At 72.7% G+C, this 18,224-nt stretch carries 14 protein-coding genes; 3 read left to right on the plus strand and 11 right to left on the minus strand.

Translation table 11 applies throughout. From position 1 onward, the window contains the following. Positions 1–151 precede the first annotated feature (151 nt). The 3 genes from ABZ873_RS03675 to ABZ873_RS03685 all read right to left on the minus strand — a co-directional run bounded on the left by ABZ873_RS03675 (position 152) and on the right by ABZ873_RS03685 (position 7,245). Positions 152–3,109, minus strand: coding sequence for a LuxR family transcriptional regulator (locus tag ABZ873_RS03675; RefSeq protein ID WP_360864544.1), 2,958 nt, complete (start codon positions 3,107–3,109; stop codon positions 152–154). Between the two features lie 123 nt (positions 3,110–3,232). Next, complete coding sequence (locus tag ABZ873_RS03680; protein ID WP_360864547.1) at positions 3,233–6,124, minus strand: AAA family ATPase; 2,892 nt, start codon at positions 6,122–6,124, stop codon at positions 3,233–3,235. Positions 6,125–6,489: 365 nt separating this feature from the next. Then, entirely contained in the window at positions 6,490–7,245 is a 756-nt protein-coding gene (locus tag ABZ873_RS03685) for an alpha/beta fold hydrolase (RefSeq protein ID WP_360864551.1), read from the minus strand. Positions 7,246–7,521: 276 nt separating this feature from the next. On the opposite strand from ABZ873_RS03685, the gene ABZ873_RS03690 reads away from it, so the two are divergent. From ABZ873_RS03690 to ABZ873_RS03700, 3 genes are read left to right on the plus strand one after another with little or no spacing between them, the layout of a single operon-like run. Continuing rightward, complete coding sequence (locus ABZ873_RS03690) at positions 7,522–8,430, plus strand: metallophosphoesterase (protein ID WP_360864554.1); 909 nt, start codon at positions 7,522–7,524, stop codon at positions 8,428–8,430. 41 nt (positions 8,431–8,471) lie between these two features. Next, the gene (locus tag ABZ873_RS03695) at positions 8,472–9,164 is read left to right on the plus strand and encodes a 4'-phosphopantetheinyl transferase superfamily protein (protein WP_360864557.1); all 693 of its coding nucleotides are present in this window, start codon (positions 8,472–8,474) and stop codon (positions 9,162–9,164) included. Between the two features lie 7 nt (positions 9,165–9,171). Continuing rightward, positions 9,172–10,368 carry a methylmalonyl-CoA mutase family protein gene (locus ABZ873_RS03700; protein WP_360864560.1) on the plus strand — a complete coding sequence of 399 codons (1,197 nt, stop codon included), beginning with the start codon at positions 9,172–9,174 and terminating at the stop codon, positions 10,366–10,368. Between the two features lie 47 nt (positions 10,369–10,415). On the opposite strand, the gene ABZ873_RS03705 is transcribed toward ABZ873_RS03700, so the two are convergent. The 8 genes from ABZ873_RS03705 to ABZ873_RS03740 all read right to left on the minus strand — a co-directional run bounded on the left by ABZ873_RS03705 (position 10,416) and on the right by ABZ873_RS03740 (position 18,143). Beyond that, positions 10,416–11,750 carry an MraY family glycosyltransferase gene (locus tag ABZ873_RS03705; RefSeq protein ID WP_360864563.1) on the minus strand — a complete coding sequence of 445 codons (1,335 nt, stop codon included), beginning with the start codon at positions 11,748–11,750 and terminating at the stop codon, positions 10,416–10,418. Positions 11,751–11,866: 116 nt separating this feature from the next. Then, positions 11,867–13,096 carry a serine hydroxymethyltransferase gene (locus ABZ873_RS03710; RefSeq protein ID WP_360864566.1) on the minus strand — a complete coding sequence of 410 codons (1,230 nt, stop codon included), beginning with the start codon at positions 13,094–13,096 and terminating at the stop codon, positions 11,867–11,869. Between the two features lie 76 nt (positions 13,097–13,172). Next, positions 13,173–13,805: a protein-tyrosine-phosphatase gene (locus ABZ873_RS03715; protein ID WP_360864570.1), complete on the minus strand. Its 633-nt coding sequence runs from the start codon at positions 13,803–13,805 to the stop codon at positions 13,173–13,175. Continuing rightward, positions 13,802–14,449 (minus strand): L-threonylcarbamoyladenylate synthase, encoded by a 648-nt coding sequence (locus ABZ873_RS03720; RefSeq protein WP_360864573.1) that lies wholly within the window; start codon positions 14,447–14,449, stop codon positions 13,802–13,804. The genes ABZ873_RS03715 and ABZ873_RS03720 overlap by 4 nt, the downstream gene beginning before the upstream one ends. Positions 14,450–14,498: 49 nt before the next feature. Continuing rightward, complete coding sequence (prmC, locus tag ABZ873_RS03725; RefSeq protein ID WP_360864576.1) at positions 14,499–15,344, minus strand: peptide chain release factor N(5)-glutamine methyltransferase; 846 nt, start codon at positions 15,342–15,344, stop codon at positions 14,499–14,501. A gap of 49 nt (positions 15,345–15,393) precedes the next feature. Next, a complete protein-coding gene (prfA, locus tag ABZ873_RS03730) occupies positions 15,394–16,473 on the minus strand; it encodes a peptide chain release factor 1 (RefSeq protein WP_360864579.1) in 1,080 nt (359 codons plus the stop codon). A gap of 126 nt (positions 16,474–16,599) precedes the next feature. Further along, the gene (gene rpmE / locus ABZ873_RS03735; protein ID WP_360864582.1) at positions 16,600–16,818 is read right to left on the minus strand and encodes a 50S ribosomal protein L31; all 219 of its coding nucleotides are present in this window, start codon (positions 16,816–16,818) and stop codon (positions 16,600–16,602) included. Positions 16,819–17,045: 227 nt separating this feature from the next. Beyond that, positions 17,046–18,143, minus strand: coding sequence for an LCP family protein (locus tag ABZ873_RS03740; RefSeq protein WP_360864585.1), 1,098 nt, complete (start codon positions 18,141–18,143; stop codon positions 17,046–17,048). Positions 18,144–18,224 lie beyond the last annotated feature (81 nt).

An 18,224-nucleotide genomic window follows, 5' to 3' on the forward strand; every position in this document is an offset into this window, starting at 1 on the left:
ACGTCACTAGGATTTACGCGAAGCGCGCTCGAAGCGGCACGTGCCGCAAGTCCACTGCGAATATCCGGTCGGCCCGCCCCTAGCCTCAACCACTAGCCGACCCCTTAGCGCCGACCCCGACGAGCGCGTGCGGCGGGGTGCGGCGGGGTCGTCAGGAGGTGCGGAGCAGCTGCTCGTCGCCGCTTCCCATGTCCGTCCCGGCGAACAGATCGCCCAGCTCGGCCCGGCTGCGGACCCCGAGCTTGCGGTACACCCGTGTGAGGTGCTGCTCGACGGTGCTCTTGGTGATGAACAGCTTGCGCCCGATCTCACGGTTCGAATGGCCGACGGCCGCGAGGGCGGTGACGCGGCGCTCGGCGGCCGTCAGGCTCGCGGAGCCCTCGCCCTCCCCCTCGGCCACCTCGACCTCGCCCTCCCCGTCGGGCACCTCGTCGCGGAAGAGCCGGCGGAAGAGCGCGTCCGCGCCGCAGTTGTCGGCCACGGTCCTGGCGTGGCGGGCCGCCATCCGGGCCTTGGCCGGCGCACCGAGCACGTGCAGCACCTGGCTGCGGTCGGCCAGGGAGCGGATGAGCTCGACCTGACTCCCGCATCCCTCCAGGAGGTTGATCGACTCCCTGAGCAGGGCGGGACGCTGGTCCAGTCCGCTCACGGCCGCCAGCAGCCGCAGCGACACCCCGCGCGCCCGGAAGGTGCTGCCGCCCGGGCGGCCCAGTTGCTCGCGGACGAGCGTGCGGGCCTCCACGGGGTTTCCCAGGGCGAGGTGGGCCTGGGCCGCGGAGGTCCGCCAGGGGAGGAACGTGGGTGTGTCCGCGCCCCACTTCTTGGCGAGTTCCCCGCAGGTCAGGAAGTCGTCCAGGGCGGCGGCCGGCCGGTCGACGGCGAGGTGGTAGTGGCCGCGGGCGTGGGTGTAGAGAAGTCCGTGGCGGGTCCCGAACATGCCGTCCGGGACCTCGCGGTTGAGCCAGGCACCCGCCAGTCCGCTCTTGCCGGAGGCGGTCGCGGCCATGACGAGGGCGGAGAGCGGGGAGCCGACGGCGACGCCCCAGCCCGCGTGGGAGATGGCCGAGAGCGCGTCGCGGGCGTGGTCCTCGGCGGCCGGGAGGGAGCCCAGGCGGAGCGCGACCTCCGCCCGGATCGCCGACAGGACGGCCACGACCGTCCCCCGCGTGCGCGCGCCGGTCTGCTGGAGGAGCACGTCGCACCAGAAGAGCGCCCGGTCCGGCCTGTCTCCGTAGACCAGCGTCAGCAGCGCCGCCTCCAGGGCCTCCACGCCGGTCGTACCGGAGTGGCAGCCCCGCAGGATCTCCTCGGCCATGGCCGGGGCGTACCCGTCGGGCCCTTCCGCCATGACCGTGCCGAGCAGTTCGACGGCGTACGAGGCGGGGCCGACCTGCCGGGGCTGGATCCCCCGGCGCGGCGGCCGCTGCGGGCCGCCGGACACCGTACCCCCGTCCAGCGCCGGAACGGTGTGCCGCAGCCAGTGCCGTACGACGTGGAGCTCGTCCTCGACCCGCGGGTCCTCGGCGTAGGGGCCTTCGGAGAGCAGGGCGAGGCTCTCCCGCGCCTCGTCGAACTTGCCGGTCCAGACGAGGTACTTGACGGTCCAGGCGGCGTCGGCGCCCTTGAGGTGGCCGGCCCGGAGGGTGTCGAGCAGCGCGTCCGTCCAGGGGGCCACCATGCGGGGGTCGATCTGCCAGCCGATCTTCACGCGTGCCATCAGGACGGCCGCCCGGTCGCGTTCGGCGCACGCGCTCTGGCCGGCCAGCCGCAGGCAGTCGAGGCTCATCTCCTCCTGGCCCGCGTCCATGGACCGGTAGGCCGCCTCCAGCAGGGTGCGGCCCGCCCACGGTTCGGTGACCGAGGCGGCCAGGAGGTGCTGGGCCACCACGGTCGCGGGCGCCCCGTCGTCGTACAGGAGCCGGGCCGCGCGCCGCCGCAGGTCCGCCTTGGCCACCGCGTCCACGTGCTCCAGGACGGCCTTGCCGACGGCCGCGTCGCGCAGCGCCCCGTTCTCCAGCAGACCGGCCGTGTCCAGTGCCGTCATGACCTGCTCGACCGTGTCGGCGCCCCGGCCGACCAGACAGGCCACCAGCGGGGGCGTGGCGGACTCGCCGAGGACGGCGACACCGGCCGCCACGTCGAAGAGCTCGGCCTCGTCCCGGTAGGCCCAGGCCAGGGCCGCCTTGGTGAACGCGGTACTGGCCACCGCCTTGGAGGGCTGCCGGGGGTCGAGGCGGCGCGCGGCCCGGCTGTCCGCCAGGAGGGCGTGCACGAGCAGCGGGTTGCCGCCGCTGACGGCGTGGAAGTCCGCCACGAGCCCGGGTGCCTCCACGGTGTCCACGTGGTGCTCGATGACCCCGGCGATGCCGTCCCGCGAGAGGGGCAGCAGCCGGAGCTGGCGGGCCTGGGGGTGACGGAGCAGTTCGGCGTGGAAGGCCGGCGGGAGCAGCTGCGGGCCCGTGGACTCGCAGAGCACCATCATGAGCGGCGCCGTACGGAGCCTGCGGACGAGGTAGAGCAGGCAGCGCAGGGAGGCGGCATCGGCGAGCTGGACGTCGTCCACCGCGATCACGACGAGCTGGTCGCGGGTCTCCCGGCACATGGCGGCGAAGAGGCGGTCCTCGAACTCGGCGGCTCCCCTGCTGCTGCGGGTGGCCGAGCGGATCCCGTCCTCGTCCTCCGTCCCCAGGAACAGTTCCCTGACGACGGCGAGATCGCCTCCCGAGGCGGAGACCGAGCCCGATGCGCTGAACACCTGGGCCCCGGCGTCGGCCGCGCGCCGGAGGAATACGTCCAGCAATGCGGTCTTGCCGACCCCGGGCCCTCCGCCGATGAGGACGACTCCGCCTTCGCGTCGCTGGACCCCTGCCAGTACGTCCGAAAGCAGCTTCATTTCCTCGTCGCGCTCGAAAAGCTCTGCGGCAATTCCGTCAGCCACAATCCCCACCCGTTTGCCCCACTCGATCGAGACCCGCTTGAGCATCACCAGTAATCGAATGCATTTCCAATTGATTCGACTGTACTGAGGCGGGCCCCTGCCCCCAACCCCTACCTTCGCTCCGCAACCCCCTAGACCCCTCCGAGCTGCGGTTTTACGCGATGTGAACATCCCCCTACCGGTCCGGCGCGGGACGGTAGGAGCGGCCGCCGGGGAGGAACGGAACGCGGAAGCGCCGCTGCCCGCCCCCCGTGTGGCGGGGGGCGGGCAGCGGGATTTCCGGGAGCGGGTGTGTCAGACCTCGGCGGCCGTTTCCAGTTCCAGCGGCAGATCGTCCCGCCTGGCCACCTTCAATTTCTTGTAGACCCGGGTCAGATGCTGTTCGACGGTGCTTTTCGTGATGAAGAGCCGCAGGGAGATCTCACGGTTGGTGTAACCGTTGGCGGCGAGGGCCGCGACCTTCCGCTCGGAGTCGCTGAGTTCCTGCCAGCGCGCGGGGGCGGCTTCGCCGGGGCATCCGGCGGGGGACGGCGCCCCGGGCGCCGCCACCGGGTCCGGGGTCTCGGCGCGGCAGGCCGCGGCGGGGCGGAGGGCCCGGTCCGCGCCGTCCGGGGGCCCGGCGCGGTGCAGCAGGGACATCGCTCCGCAGTCCTTGGCCAGCCGGGTGGCGCGCCGGCGGGCGGCGACCGCCCTGCGGGGCTCGCCGGCTTCCTCGTGGGCGTCGGCCAGGTCGAAGAGGACCCGGGCGGTGCCCAGGTCGTCGCGGCCCCGGCGCAGTTCCCCGAGCGCCTCGTCGAGGAGTGCCACGCGCAGGTGCTGCTCGTCGGCGAGGGCCAGGGCGTGCAGCGAGATGCCCCGGACGCGGGGGGAGCCGTCGGCGGCCATGGCCAGCTGTTCCCGCGCGAGCCGCAGCGCTTCCCCCCGGTCCCCCAGCCGCAGCAGGGCCTCGGCGGCGTCCGTACGCCACGGCAGCAGGCCGGGCCGGTCCACCCCCCAGAGGCCGGCCAGCCGTCCCGCCGCCTGGAAGTCCCTCAGCGCCGAGTGGTAGCGGTGGTTGGCCATGTGGTAGAGCCCGCGGGCCCTGCGGTAGCTCAGCCAGTGCACGCTGCCGGGCAGGGACCGCGCCATGGGCCGGCTGAGGTGGTGCGCCGCCTCGTCGAGCTTGCCCTGCGCGATGGTGACCGCCACCAGGTGCGCGACCGCCGCCCCTTCGAAGGTGGACCGGTGCCGTTGGGGCATGGCGGTCAGGCAGGCCCGCAGGGCCTTCTCGGCCGTCGCGAGCTCTCCCCGGTGCAGACCGGCCTCGGCGCGCAGGGCCACGAAGGACGCCTCCCAGCCGGGGGTGCCGCGGTCCGCGCACTTCCGCAGGAACGTGTCGCACCAGTGCACGACGCGGTCGGCCGCGCCGTTGTACAGCAGCGACTGGATGGCGTTGAGCAGGAGGTCGAGCGTGAAGTCCGTCAGCGGGGTGATCTCCAGAAGGCCCTCGGCGCCCGCGATGTACTGGTCGAGCCCCGGGGGCCGCTGGGTCTCCCAGGGCCGGGGCGGCCGCCCGGCCGCCGGGCGCCGCGGTGCGGGCGTCCGGGCCGCGGCCGTCCCGGGACAGGCCCCGCCCTCCCCCGTGCCGTCCGGACCCTGGCTCAGGGCGACGGCCGGCGGCCAGAAGGCCGGTTCCCGGATGCTGTCCCAGGGCGAGGAGCCCTTGCCGACGGCGTCCTGCGTGACGCGGTCGTCCGCCACGGCGCAGTCGATCACCTCGCGGGCCTGGTCGAGCCAGCCATGGGCGAGGAGGAGCTCCGCGAAGGACTCCACGGTCGCGGCCGGCATGGGACAGACCCGCAGACGTTCCATCACCTCGGTGAGGTGGAGTTCGGCTGCCGCCGCGCTGATGCGCCGCGCGATCAGGGCGAGCCGGATCCTGATCTCGATCCGGCGCCTCGGGTCCTCGCAGGCGCTGTGCGCGAGTTCCAGGTAGGCGACCGCCTGCTGGACGTGGTCGTCGAGCAGCACCTGCTCGGCGGCCTCCTGGAGGACCCCCACCCCCCAGACCGTGTCGACCTGCCCCGCCTGGAGGAGGTGCTCGGCCGTGACATACGGCGGGGCACCGCAGTAGTGCAGCAGGTCGGCCGCGCGCAGGTGGAGTTCGAGGCGGCGGTCGAGGCCCAGGGAGTCCAGGACGGCGTCCCGGGCGAGCCGGCTGCGGAAGGAGTACCCGCCGATGATGCCCGACTCGCCGAGCGCGTGCAGACTCTCGGTCAGTTGTTCACGGCCGAGGTCCAGGAGCTGGCCCAGCAGCTCCCGGCTGGCGAAGTCACCGAGGACGGCCAGCCCGATGGCCACCTGGCGGCTGCGCTCGCCCCCGCGTTCCAGACAGGCGAGCAGCGCGTCCCGGAAGATCTGGCCGGCCTGCGGCTCGACGGCGGAGCGGTCCCCGCCGGAGCCGGTGTGGGCACGGTGGTCCTCGACGAGAGCGCGCAGGAGCAGCGGGTTGCCGCCGCTCAGGGCGACGTACCGGTCGACGACCTTGGGATCGCGACGCCGGGGCCACGCCTCCGACAGCACCTCCTCGACACCGCCGCGGCCGAGCTGCGGCAGCCGGAGCCGCGTGAAGTGGGGCTGCCTCAGAAGTTCTCCGCCGAAGGCGACGTCCTGGCGCCCGCCGGCCACCGGCTGGGTGAACACCATGAGAAGAGGGGCGGTGCGGCAGTGCCGGGCCAGGTGGAGCAGCTGCCTCAGGGATTCGGGGTCCCCGTGCTGGACGTCGTCGACGGCGAGCAGTACGGGCGAGGAGCGCGAGAGCTCGCGTACCGAGGCGCAGAATTCCCGCTGCAGTTCATAGCGTTCGGTATCGCGGCGGAGTTGCTCGGACGCCCCGTCGCCGTGCTCACCGGAGAGTTCGGCCGTCAGCGCGCGAAAACGTCCGGCAAGTTTTTCGTAAAAAGATGTCCCGTCGGCGATGTTCCGGAGCAGGCTCAACGGAATTTCCGACTCCTGGGCCGTCGCGGCCGTTTGCAGGACCGTTGTTCCAGAGGATTCGGCGTAATCGGTCAGGGCCGCCAGGATTTCACTCTTCCCGCACCCCGCAGCGGCTTCCAGCAGAACGGTCGCGGATCTTCCGGACGAACAGACCCCCGCATGTGCCGCTATCAGCTGTTTCGTTTCCTCAGCCCGCCCGAACAGCACCATGGATAAAAGACACCCCCGGAGTCGAGTCGTCCGGACCACCCCCGTGTGGTCGAACACTCGGACCGGGTCACCGGAGGACCCGAAGGTCTCGCACCGCGCACCCGGACCGAATGACAGACAACATCAACATCCATGCACTGTCAACCGACCTTCGATTCCCATCCCCAGCCCTTCCCGGCCCTTATGTTGTGTGAATCGGCCACTGCGGGCACGGGCGGGCGGATCGCACGGGAGGGCCCGGGAAGAGGGAATGGAATCAAGCCAGAGCAAGGCGATCAGGCCAAATCAAGAACGCTTTCCTTGAAGAGGAAACCAAATACCGCGCATTTCCGGGACAGAGGCTGTACGCCCGCTTCCGCGGCGCCTCAGGCCACCGCCGCGGCGACCCGCGCGATGGCGTCGATGACCCGCGCGGACTGCTGGTTGAGGTAGAAGTGACCGCCCGGATAGCTGTGCAGCGCGAACGCCCCGGTGGTGTGCTCCTCCCAGGCCCGCGCCTCCTCCTGGGAGACCTTCGGGTCGTCCACGCCGAAGTGCGCCTGGATCGGGGCCTGGAGCTTCGGCCCCGCCTCGTAGCGATAGGTCTCGGCCGCCTTGTAGTCACTGCGAATGGCCGGAAGGACCATCCTGAGAATCTCCTCGTCGCCCAGCACCGCGGCCTGGGTACCACTGAGGGACTGGATCTCGCGGATCAGGGCGTCGTCGGAGTGCAGGTGGACCCGCTCGTCCCGGTGGCGCGAAGGGGCGCGCCGGCCGGAGGCGAAGACCGTGAGCGGCACGATGCCCTTGGCCTCCAGGCGCAGGGCGACCTCGAAGGCGAGCGTGGCTCCCATGCTGTGGCCGAAAATGATCAGCGGCCGGTCCGCCCAGGGCAGGAGCGCGCCCGTCACCGCGTCGGCCAGGTCCGCGATGTTGTCGATGCCCGGCTCGTCACGGCGGTCCTGCCGGCCGGGGTACTGCACGGCCACCACGTCGAGCGCGGGCGAGAGCGCCTTGGACACCGGGAAGAAGTACGGGGCGGAACCGCCGGCGTGCGGAAGGCAGGCCAGACGCACCTTCGCGCCGGGCGAGGGGTGGAACTGCCGCACCCACAGATTCTCGTCAACGCCGTTCGCGGTCATCGGAGTTCCCTTCGTCGCACACCGGGTCCGTGGCGCCGGCCGTCGGCCCACCGCCACCGCCGTCACACCTGAAAGGGATCCTGAGCGACTCCGCGGGCGGGTCACAACCCCTGACCACCGACGCGCCCACCCCTACCGGCCGGCGGCGCCCCCGCCCCGCCCCGTTCACTTCTAGGGGCCGACTAGGGGTTTCGCCGGCCAGTGGGGCGGATCACCCTGGGATCCGTGCGGTTGCCGACGCCGGGTCGATGCCGATACCGCGGGAAGGCAGCCGGAATGAGTGAGAACCACCGCCCCACGCCCCCCGGAGCCACTCTGCCCCCCGCCCACGACGGCAGGCTGATGGCCATCAGTGATCTGCACGTGCGCCACGAGCGCAACCGCGAGATCGTCCGCGACCTGCGGGCCGGCTCCCCGGCGGACTGGCTGGTCGTGGCGGGGGACGTCGGGGAGACCGTCTCCGACATCGAGAGCACCCTCTCCCTGCTGCGCGAGCGCTTCGCCCAGGTGATCTGGGTCCCGGGCAACCACGAGCTGTGGACCGACCCGGCGGACCCGGTCCAGCTGCGCGGCGAGGCCAAGTACCGCCACCTCGTCGACCTCTGCCGCCGGCTGGACGTGATCACCCCGGAGGACCCCTACCCGGTGTGGAACGGGCAGGGCGGACCCGCCGTCGTCGCCCCGCTCTTCGTCCTCTACGACTACAGCTTCCGGCCCCCCGGCGCCTTCTCGAAGGAGCACGCGCTGCGGCTGGCGGACGAGGCCGGCGTGGTCTGCACCGACGAGTTCCTCCTGCACCCCGATCCGTACCCGACACGCGACGCGTGGTGCCGCACCCGGCTGGCCCTGACCCGGGACCGTCTGGACGCGCTGCCGCCCGGCCTGCCCACCGTCCTGGTCAACCACTTCCCGCTGGTCCGCGACCCCACGAGGGTCCTGCGGTACCCCGAGTTCGCCCTCTGGTGCGGGACGACCGGGACCGCCGACTGGCACCGCACGTACCGCGCGGCCGCCGTGGTCTACGGACACCTGCACATCCCCCGCACCATCCACTGCGACGGCGTGCCCCACCACGAGGTGTCCCTCGGCTACCCGCGGGAGTGGGAACGGCGTACGACACCGCCGGGACGGCCGGTCCAGATCCTCGGGAACGCCACCGCGGTGGCGGCCGCCCGCTCCTGGTAGCCGTCCCCGGCTCCCGGGCCGAACGGCGAGAAGAAGGAAACATGATCGAAGAAGTGCTGCCGTCCCACGTCCGGGCCTTCGAGGCGTTCGACCACGTGCCGTTCGCCACCCTGCACCCCGAGGAGGCCGCCCTCGTGGCCCGGGCGGTGGAGAGCCGCCGCCGCGAGTTCGCCACCGCCCGCTACTGCGCCCACCGGGCCCTGGACGCGCTCGGCGCCCCGGACGCCCCCCTGCTCGCCACCCCCCGCGGGCTCCCCCTGTGGCCCGGCTCCGTACGCGGCGCGATCACCCACACCACCGGCTACCACGCGGCGGCGGTCGCCGACGGCTCGCACGTCGCCGCCCTCGGCATCGACGCGGAGCCCGACGTCCCGCTCCCCGCCGGGGTCCTGGAGAGCATCGCCCTGCCGGAGGAGACCGCCCACCTCGCACAGCTCGCCGCGCGGCACCCCGGGACCCACTGGGACAAGCTGCTCTTCAGCACCAAGGAGAGCGTCTACAAAGCCTGGTTCCCGCAGACCGGTCTCGCGCTGGAGTTCGAGGACGCCCTGATCCGGATCGACCCCGTCAGCCGCACGTTCTCCGCCCGCGTGCTCCCCGCGGCCCTGGTCGCCGCCCACCCCGGCCTCAGCGTGTTCTCCGGCCGCTGGACCGCCCGCGGGGGCATCCTGCTCACCGCGATCACCGTGGACGCCCCCGCCCCGGCGCGCCGCCGGCCGCCGTCGCACCTGTGAGGAGCCCATGACGTCCGGCACCTTCCCCGCCGCGGAACGGACCACCCGCTTCCACACCTCCGCGGCCGCCAACATCCGGCTCAGACGGCTGGCCGGCAGCGGCGCGCGCGTCCTGCCCCTGCTCGTCGACCGGCCCACCCGGGCGGGGCTGGACTCCGACGCCCCGTCGGCCTACGGCCAGGTGGGCCGGACCGGTGTGGCCCTCGACTCCATCGACGACATGCGGGTGCTGCTGAGCGGCATCCCCCTCGACAAGGTCTCCCTCTCCCTGCCCGTGGACGCCGCGGCCGCACCCCTGGTCCTGCTCTACGGACTCGTCGCGGAGGAGAGGGGCGTCCCCGCGGAACGGCTGCGCGGCTCGGTCCGCAACGACGTGCTCAAGGAGTTCATCACCCCCGACGGCACCTGCCTCTTCCCGCCGGCCCCCTCCATGCGGCTGACCCGGGACCTCCTGCGGTACTGCCGGACGGCCCTGCCGCACTGGGACGTGGTGTCCGTCTGCGGCCATGACCTCGCCGAAGCGGGCGCGGGCCCGGCCCAGGAGGTGGCCTTCGCCCTCGCCAACGGCCTCGCCTACGTCCGTACGGCGGTCTCCGCGGGCGTCTTCGTGCCGCGGGTCACCTTCTGCCTCTCCGGTCACGGCAGCCAGGCCGGGGTCCAGGCGAAGTTCCGGGCCGCGCGCCGCCTCTGGGCCCGCGCCATGGACGAGCAGTTCGGGCCCGGCGTGGCCGCCCCCGCGGTGCTCCGCCGGCATGTCCGGGCGCCGTGGAGCGTGGCGGCGGCCGGCGCCGCCCGCCCGTGGCTGCGGACCGACGCCTGCCAGGAGATCGAGGCGGCCGCGCTCGGGCTGATGAACAGCATCGAACGGCTGGGCGGGGCCGTGCGGGCCGTCGAGTCCCGCTTCCAGAGCACCGCGCTGCCGCCGCGCGGGCGCCCGTCCGGCCTTCCCTCCGCCGGGGCCCCCGGGCCCGAGGCCCACGCCGCGCACCTCCGCCAGGGCGAACGGCTCGCCAAGCTGCGCGCCTGGCGGGTCCAGCCCTCGGTCGACGAGGCCCTGGCCCGGCTGCGGCGCGCCGCGCGGGGCGACGAGGACGTCATGGTCCCGATGCGCTCGGCGCTGGCCGCCAGTACCACCGTGGGCGAGATCTGCGCGGCCCTCCGCGAGGTCTGGGGGACGTACCCGCCGCTGCCCGGACGCCGCTGAGAGGCCGCTGGGAGCCCTGTGGGGCTCCCCGCCGGGCCCCCGCCCCGTCAGCGCGTGGATTCGGCCTTGCGCCGGTCCGGGAAGCGCGAACGGGGGCCCACCGCGGTCGCGCCGTTGACGCCCGAGACGCCCGCCGCGACCGGCCGGGCGGGCTCCGGCTCCGTGCCCGAGGCGTCCAGCGCCGCCGCCTCCGCGGCGGCCTCCGCGGCCCGGGCGCCGTGCCGGTAGCGCGGCGGGACCAGGTTCTCGGCCCAGCGCGGGGCGCGCGGGGTGAAGCGCGGCAGGAGCAGCAGGAACAGGCCCAGCGCGCTCAGCACCGCGATCAGCAGCACGATCCACATCGCGGTGGAGTGCACGGAGTAGGCCACGGTGCCGAAGGCGATCAGGCCCGACCAGAAGTACATGATCAGGACCGCGCGGCTGTGCGAGTGGCCCAGCTCCAGCAGCCGGTGGTGCAGGTGCCCGCGGTCGGCGGCGAAGGGCGACTGGCCCTTCCACGTACGGCGCACGATGGCCAGGATCAGGTCCGCCATCGGGATCGCGATCACCGTCAGCGGCAGGATCAGCGGGATGTAGGCGGGGAGCATCGCGTGGGTGGCGTTGCGCTCACCACCGGCGAACAGGGCCAGCGCGTCCGGGTCCACCTGGCCGGTCAGGGAGATGGCCGCGGCGGCCAGGACCAGGCCGATGAGCATCGAGCCGGAGTCGCCCATGAAGATCCGTGCCGGGTGCATGTTGTGCGGCAGGAAGCCCAGGCACATGCCCATCAGGATCGCGGCGAAGAGGGTCGCGGGGGCCGCGGACTCGATCCCGTAGCCGAACCAGATGCGGTACGCGTACAGGAAGAGCGCGGCGGCGGCGATGCAGACCATGCCCGCGGCGAGGCCGTCGAGCCCGTCCACGAAGTTCACCGCGTTGATGGTGATCACCACGAGCGCCACGGTGAGCAGGTTGCCCTGCCACTGGGTGAGCGGGACCGTACCGATGAAGGGGACCGGGATCCACAGGATCGTCAGACCCTGCATGACCATCACACCGGCGGAGATCATCTGCGCGCCGAGCTTGATCAGGGCGTCGAGCTCGAACTTGTCGTCGAGGACGCCGATCAGCCAGATCAGCGCGGCCCCGGAGAGCAGGGCTCTCGGTTCGTTCGACTTCTCGAAGACCGCGTTCAGGTTCTGCAGGTGGTCCGCGACCAGCAGGCCGGCGCACAGCCCGCCGAACATCGCGATCCCGCCGAGGCGCGGGGTCGGCTCGCGGTGCACGTCGCGGGCGCGGATCTCCGGCATGGCCCCGGCCGCGATCGCGAACTTCCGCACGGGCCCGGTCAGCAGATAGGTCACCGCGACCGTGACGCAAAGCGTCAGCAGATATTCACGCACGGGCTGCCCCAGATGTATCGCCGGCCATCTCAGCCCCACACATTAGCTGCGATGTCCCCTCCCCCGAGGACGCGAGGGGGCGGTATCGCGGTTGCAGTACGCCTCTCTTGTCCCACTTAGTCCCCGTAAGGGAGAAAACCTTCCGTGAGCTCTCCCACCCCCGTACGGGTACCCGCCGCGTCCCCGCGCAGCGCCGCGGCGAACAGTTCCGCGATCCGGCGCATCTGCGGCTCCCCCATCCCCTGGGTGGTCACCGCCGCGGTGCCCAGGCGGATGCCGCGCTGGTCCCCGTACGGCAGGACGCAGGTGTCCAGCACGATCCCGGCGGCCGCCAGCCGGCCGCGGGCGGTGGGGCCGTCCAGGCCGAGCGGTGCCGGGTCCGCGGTGATCATGTGGGTGTCGGTGCCGCCCGTGGTGATCGCGAACCCGTACGCCTCCAGCTCCGCGGCGAGCGCGCGGGCATTGGCGACCACCCGGTGGGCGTAGCTGGTGAAGGCGGGGCTCGCCGCTTCCCCGAAGGCCACGGCCTTGGCGGCGATGGTGTGCATCTGGGCCCCGCCCTGCGTGAGCGGGAACACGGCCCGGTCCACGCGCTCGGCGAACTCCGCCCCGCACAGCACCAGCCCGCCGCGCGGCCCCCGCAGCACCTTGTGCGAGGTGGCGCAGACGATGTCGGCGTACGGCACCGGACTGGGCGCGGCCCCGCCCGCCACCAGGCCGATCGGGTGCGCGGCGTCCGCGATCAGGTACGCCCCGACCTCGTCGGCGATCTCCCGGAAGGCCGAGTACTCGGGGTGGCGCGGGTAGGAGATGGAGCCGCACACGATCGCCCGGGGGCGGTGCGCGCGGGCCAGCTCCTGGACCTGCCGGTAGTCGATGAGCCCGGTGCGGGGGTCGGTGCCGTAGCCGACGAAGTCGAACCACTGGCCGGAAAGGTTCGCCGGGGAGCCGTGCGTGAGGTGCCCTCCGTACGGCAGTCCCATCGCCAGCACCGTGTCGCCGGGGCGCAGCAGGGCGGCGTAGGCGGCGAGCACGGCGGAGGAGCCGGAGTGCGGCTGGACATTGGCGTGCTCGGCGCCGAAGAGGGCCTTGGCCCGCTCCACGGCCGTGCGCTCGGCCACGTCGGCGTACTCGCACCCGCCGTGGTGGCGGGCCCCCGGGTACCCCTCGGCGTACTTGTTGGCCAGCGGGGAGCCGAGCGCGGTGAGCACGGCGGCGGAGGCGAAGTTCTCGGCCGCGCTCAGCTGGAGGGCGGCGGCCTGACGCCGGGCCTCCCCGTCGAGTACGTCGGCCATCTGCGGGTCCTGCCGGCGCAGCAGGTCCGTGGGCTGGGTGATGACGCTCATGGCGCGACTCCAGGAGGTACCGGGTTACCAGCCACTGTAGGCCCGCACCCCCGGCCCCGCCCGGCCGGAGCCGGGGTCAGCGGCGGGTGGTGACCCCCGTCAGGGCCGTGACCACCGGGTCCAGCGCCTGGTTGATTTCGTCTCCGATCGAGCGGAAGAAGGTGATGGGCGCGCCGTACGGGTCGTAGACCTCGTCCGCGTCCGGCGACGGGGCCAGCAGCCAGCCGCGCAGGGCGGCGGCGGCCCGTACCAGCGCCCGCGCGCGCTCCGCCATGCCGTCGTCCAGCGGCGGCAGCGTGGCCGGATCTATGGCCCGCACCAGCCGGGTGAACTCCTTGAGGGTGAAGGTGCGCAGCCCCGCCGAATGGCCCATCGAGATGACCTGCGCCCGGTGGTCACGGGTGGCGGTCAGCACCAGATCGGCCCGGATGACGTGCTCGTCCAGCAGCTCGCGCCCGGTGAAGCCGGAGGCGTCCGCGCCGAAGTCCGCGAGCACGGCGGCGGCGTTCGCCTCCATCGGGGCGCCCTCGTGGCCCCAGGTCCCGGCGCTCTCCACGATGAGGTCCCCGGTGACGGGCCCGCCCAGCCGGTGCGTGAGGGCGTGCCGCGTCAGCCGCTCGGTGATGGGCGAGCGGCACACGTTCCCGGTGCTGACGTGGAGTATGCGGAAAGTGCTTCCCCCAGCTATGCCACGCCCCTCAGGGCTCACGGGGCGACCTCGAGGTCGGGTACGACCTCCCGCAGCTGCTCGGCGGTCAGGGCCCCCGCGCGCAGCAGGACGGGAACCTTCCCCGTGACGTCGACGATCGACGACGGCTGGATTCCGGGCGTCGGACCGCCGTCCAGGTACACGGACACGGAGTCGCCGAGCATCTCGCGCGCCGCGTCGCAGTCCTCGGGCGCCGGGTGCCCCGTCAGGTTGGCGGAGGACACCGCCATCGGGCCGACCTCGGTCAGCAGCTCGATCGCGACGGGGTGCAGCGGCATGCGCACGGCCACGGTGCCGCCGGTGTCGCCCAGGTCCCACGCCAGCGAGGGCTGGTGCTTGGCGACGATGGTCAGCGCGCCCGGCCAGAAGGCGTCCACCAGCTCCCACGCCTGCTCGGAGAAGTCCGTGACGAGGCCGTGCAGGGTGTTCGGGGAGCCGATCAGCACCGGGGTGGGCATGCCGCGGCCGCGGCCCTTGGCGGCGAGCAGGTCCTGGACGGCCTCCGGGCTGAAGGCGTCCGCGCCGATCCCGTACAGGGTGTCGGTGGGCAGCACGACGAGCTCGCCGCGGCGCACGGCGGAGGCGGCTTCACGCAGGCCCGTCTTGCGGTCCGTCGCGTCGTTGCAGTCGTATCGCCGGGCCATCAGCGGGCCTCCTCGTGCAGCAGGGGGGTGGCGGGATTCGTCGCGCCGGTCACGGCAGCGCCTTGCGCGCCGTCGCGAACCGGGGACGGTTGTTGAGGTCCGGGTGATCGGCCGCGTCGGCCCAGCCCCGCTCCTCCGCGAAGATCCACGGGACCTGGCCGCCCTGGGTGTCGGCGTGCTCGACGACGACGATGCCGCCGGGCCGGAGCAGACGGTGGGCGGTGCGTTCCAGACCGCGGATGGTGTCGAGGCCGTCCTCGCCGGAGAAGAGCGCCATCTCCGGGTCGTGGTCGCGGGCCTCGGGGGCGACGTACTCCCACTCGGTGAGCGGGATGTACGGCGGATTGGAGATGACCAGGTCGACCTGGCCGTCGAGCTCGGGCAGCGCCGCGAGGGCGTCGCCCTGGTGGACGGTGACCCGCGAGCCCTCGGCGTTCTTACGCGTCCACCGCAGGGCGTCCTCGGACAGCTCCACCGCGTGCACGCGCGAGCGCGGCACCTCCTGCGCCATGGCCAGCGCGATCGCGCCGGAGCCGGTGCACAGGTCCACGATCAGCGGCTCGACCACGTCCATGGCCCGGACGGCCTGTATGGCCCAGTCCACGACCGACTCGGTCTCGGGCCGGGGCACGAAGACCCCGGGCCCGACCTGGAGCTCCAGGTACCGGAAGAAGGCGCGGCCGGTGATGTGCTGGAGCGGTTCGCGGGCCTCGCGGCGGGCGACGGCCTCCCAGTAGCGGGCGTCGAAGTCCGCGTCCTTGACGTGGTGCAGTTCCCCCCGCTTGACGCCGTGCACGAAGGCGGCGAGCTCCTCCGCGTCGAAGCGCGGTGAGGGCACGCCGGCGGCGGCCAGCCGCTGGGTGGCCTGGGCCACCTCGGCAAGCAGCAAGTTCACGCTGGTCCTCCGGGCTGCTGTCGTACGGGGGGTGGTGCGGGCTGTCGGGTCAGTGCGCGGCGGCCAGCTTGGCCGCGGAGTCCGTGTCGACGCACGCCTGGATGACCGCGTCGAGGTCACCGTCGAGCACCTGGTCCAGGTTGTACGCCTTGAAGCCGGTGCGGTGGTCCGAGATCCGGTTCTCCGGGAAGTTGTACGTACGGATCTTCTCGGACCGGTCCACGGAGCGGACCTGGCTGCGGCGCACGTCGGACGCCTCCTGCTCGGCGGCCTCCTGGGCCGCGGCCAGCAGGCGGGACCGCAGGATGCGCATGGCCTGCTCCTTGTTCTGGAGCTGGCTCTTCTCGTTCTGGCAGGAGGCGACCACACCGGTCGGGATGTGCGTGATGCGCACCGCCGAGTCGGTGGTGTTGACGGACTGGCCGCCGGGGCCGGAGGAGCGGTACACGTCGATGCGGAGGTCGTTCGCGTTGATCTCGACCTCGACCTCCTCGGCCTCCGGGGTGACGAGCACGCCCGCGGCGGAGGTGTGGATGCGGCCCTGGGACTCGGTGGCCGGAACGCGCTGGACGCGGTGCACGCCGCCCTCGTACTTGAGGCGGGCCCATACGCCCTGGCCGGGCTCGGTGGCGCCGTTGCCGCCCTTGGTCCGGACGGAGACCTGCACGTCCTTGTAGCCGCCGAGCTCGGACTCGGTGGCGTCGATGATCTCGGTCTTCCAGCCCACGCGCTCGGCGTAGCGCAGGTACATGCGCAGCAGGTCGCCGGCGAACAGCGCCGACTCGTCGCCGCCCGCGCCCGCCTTGACCTCCAGCAGCACGTCCTTGTCGTCGCTGGGGTCGCGCGGGACGAGCAGCAGGCGCAGCTTCTCGGTCAGCTCCTCGCGCTGCTGGCCCAGCTCCTTGACCTCGGCGGCGAAGTCGGGATCGTCGGCCGCGAACTCCTTGGCCGTCTCGATGTCCTCGCCCGTCTGCTTCCAGGCACGGAAGGTCGCGATGATCGGGGTCAGCTCCGCGTAGCGCTTGTTCAGCTTGCGCGCGTTGGCCTGATCGGAGTGGACCGAAGGGTCGGCGAGCTGCTTCTCAAGGTCGGCGTGCTCGCCGACCAGTTCCTCGACCGCCTCGAACATCGGGGTACTCCTGTGGTGAAAGTGCGGGGGGACTGCACGGGGGACGGGCGTGAACGACGACAAAGGCGCCGGTCCGGCCGCCCCCGAGTGGACAGGGGGCGACCGGGGACCGGCGCCTGGGTCGCGCTACTTCTTGGCCGCACCCTTGCCGAAGCGCGCCTCGAAGCGGGCCACGCGGCCACCGGTGTCGAGGATCTTCTGCTTGCCCGTGTAGAACGGGTGGCACTCGGAGCAGACCTCGGCACGGATGGTGCCGTCGGTCAGGGTGCTACGGGTCGTGAACGACGCGCCGCAGGTGCAGCTGACCGCGGTCTCGACGTACTCGGGGTGAACATCGCGCTTCAAGGTGTCTCCTAGATTCGGGAGGGCGCCGGGTCGCAGGAGCCGAATTGCGTCTGCGTGAACCGGGGCCGACAGACCAGTCTGCCAGGACCGGGCTGCCTGTCAAAATTCTGAGGACGCCTCCCTCAACGGGGAGGGGCGCGTGTCTATTCCGGAGGCCGTCCGAGGGCTGCCCGGAGGCGGTCCGGAAGCCGTCCGGAGCCCCCTCCGGGCCTCTTCGCGTACCGGTCCTACTGGACGATCGACCCGGCCGTGCCCTTGTCCCCGGCGGAGTCCGCGGTGGCCTCGGCCGGTATCGGCGCGTCCGCCAGCAGGGCCTGCCAGACCATGGCGGACTCCTTCTGCAGCGGGGCGACGCGGTTGGCGTCGAGGGGGTCGGCCGCCACCGGCAAGGTGATCATCTGGAGGTCCTGGGCGTCGATGCCCTGGAGGCCCTGGGCGAAGCCGGCGAGGGATTTCACGTCGCCGAGGCCCTTGTCGGTGGTGAGCGCCTTGGTGCCGGTGTCGGCGAGGTCGAGCAGCTTCTTGGGGTTGTCGAACAGGCCGACGCCCTTGACCTGCTTGATCAGCGCCTTCATGAACGCCTGCTGGAGCTGTATTCGGCCCAGGTCGCTGCCGTCCCCGACGCTCTTGCGGGTCCGGACCAGGCCGAGGGCCTGCTCCCCGTTGAGCTTGTTGGGACCGGCCGCCAGATCGAGGTGGCTGGATCCGTCCTTGATCGGCTTGGTGGTGGTGACCTCGACCCCGCCGAGGGTGTCGATGATCTTCTTGAAGCCCGTGAAGTCGACCTCGATGTAGTGGTCCATGCGGATCCCCGACATCTTCTCGACGGTCTTGACCGCGCAGGCGGCCCCGCCGACGGTGTACGCCTCGTTGAACTGGCGGCGCTTGCCGCCCGGGTCGGTCTTCCCCTTGCCCGCCGGGCACTCGGGGCGGGCCGTCATCGTGTCGCGGGGTATGGAGACCACGCTGGCCTTCTGGTGGCCCTCGTAGAGGTGGACGATCATCGCGGTGTCGGAGCGGGCCGAACCGCCGTCGTCGGCGCCGTACTCGCTGTTGGCGCCGCCCCGGGAGTCGGAGCCCAGGACGAGGATGTCCATCGAGCCGTTGTCGACGTTCGCCGGGCGGTCGGTGCCGAGGGCCTGGTCGATGTCGACGGTCTTGAGGTTGCCGTTGAGCTCGAAGTAGAACCAGCCCAGCCCGGCACCGCCCAGGAAGACCACGGCCGCGGCGGTCCAGGCCGCTGTCGCGACGGCTCTGCGGCGCGCCGCCGGTTTGCGCCTGCGGCCGGTGGCCCCTCGGCCTCGGCCCTTGGTGTCCTCGGTCATGCTCTCCTCAGTCCTGAGTCCGGTCCCCTGGTCCGTTCAGGCCCGCCGACGTCCCGCGGGTCCCCTGAATCAGACGGGCTC

The sequence above is a fragment of the Streptomyces sp. NPDC047014 genome (assembly GCF_040644195.1).
GTDB lineage: Bacteria > Actinomycetota > Actinomycetes > Streptomycetales > Streptomycetaceae > Streptomyces.

What these genes read in the sequence shown, in the direction of transcription:
- ABZ873_RS03675 (WP_360864544.1), bottom strand. Translation starts at nt 3,109, where the DNA reads ATGTTCACATCGCGTAAAACCGCAGCTCGGAGGGGTCTAGGGGGTTGC.
- ABZ873_RS03680 (WP_360864547.1), bottom strand. Translation starts at nt 6,124, where the DNA reads ATGGTGCTGTTCGGGCGGGCTGAGGAAACGAAACAGCTGATAGCGGCA.
- ABZ873_RS03720 (WP_360864573.1), bottom strand. Translation starts at nt 14,449, where the DNA reads ATGGCCCGGCGATACGACTGCAACGACGCGACGGACCGCAAGACGGGC.
- ABZ873_RS03700 (WP_360864560.1), top strand. Translation starts at nt 9,172, where the DNA reads ATGACGTCCGGCACCTTCCCCGCCGCGGAACGGACCACCCGCTTCCAC.
- ABZ873_RS03690 (WP_360864554.1), top strand. Translation starts at nt 7,522, where the DNA reads ATGAGTGAGAACCACCGCCCCACGCCCCCCGGAGCCACTCTGCCCCCC.
- ABZ873_RS03685 (WP_360864551.1), bottom strand. Translation starts at nt 7,245, where the DNA reads ATGACCGCGAACGGCGTTGACGAGAATCTGTGGGTGCGGCAGTTCCAC.
- ABZ873_RS03710 (WP_360864566.1), bottom strand. Translation starts at nt 13,096, where the DNA reads ATGAGCGTCATCACCCAGCCCACGGACCTGCTGCGCCGGCAGGACCCG.
- prfA (WP_360864579.1), bottom strand. Translation starts at nt 16,473, where the DNA reads ATGTTCGAGGCGGTCGAGGAACTGGTCGGCGAGCACGCCGACCTTGAG.
- ABZ873_RS03695 (WP_360864557.1), top strand. Translation starts at nt 8,472, where the DNA reads ATGATCGAAGAAGTGCTGCCGTCCCACGTCCGGGCCTTCGAGGCGTTC.
- ABZ873_RS03740 (WP_360864585.1), bottom strand. Translation starts at nt 18,143, where the DNA reads ATGACCGAGGACACCAAGGGCCGAGGCCGAGGGGCCACCGGCCGCAGG.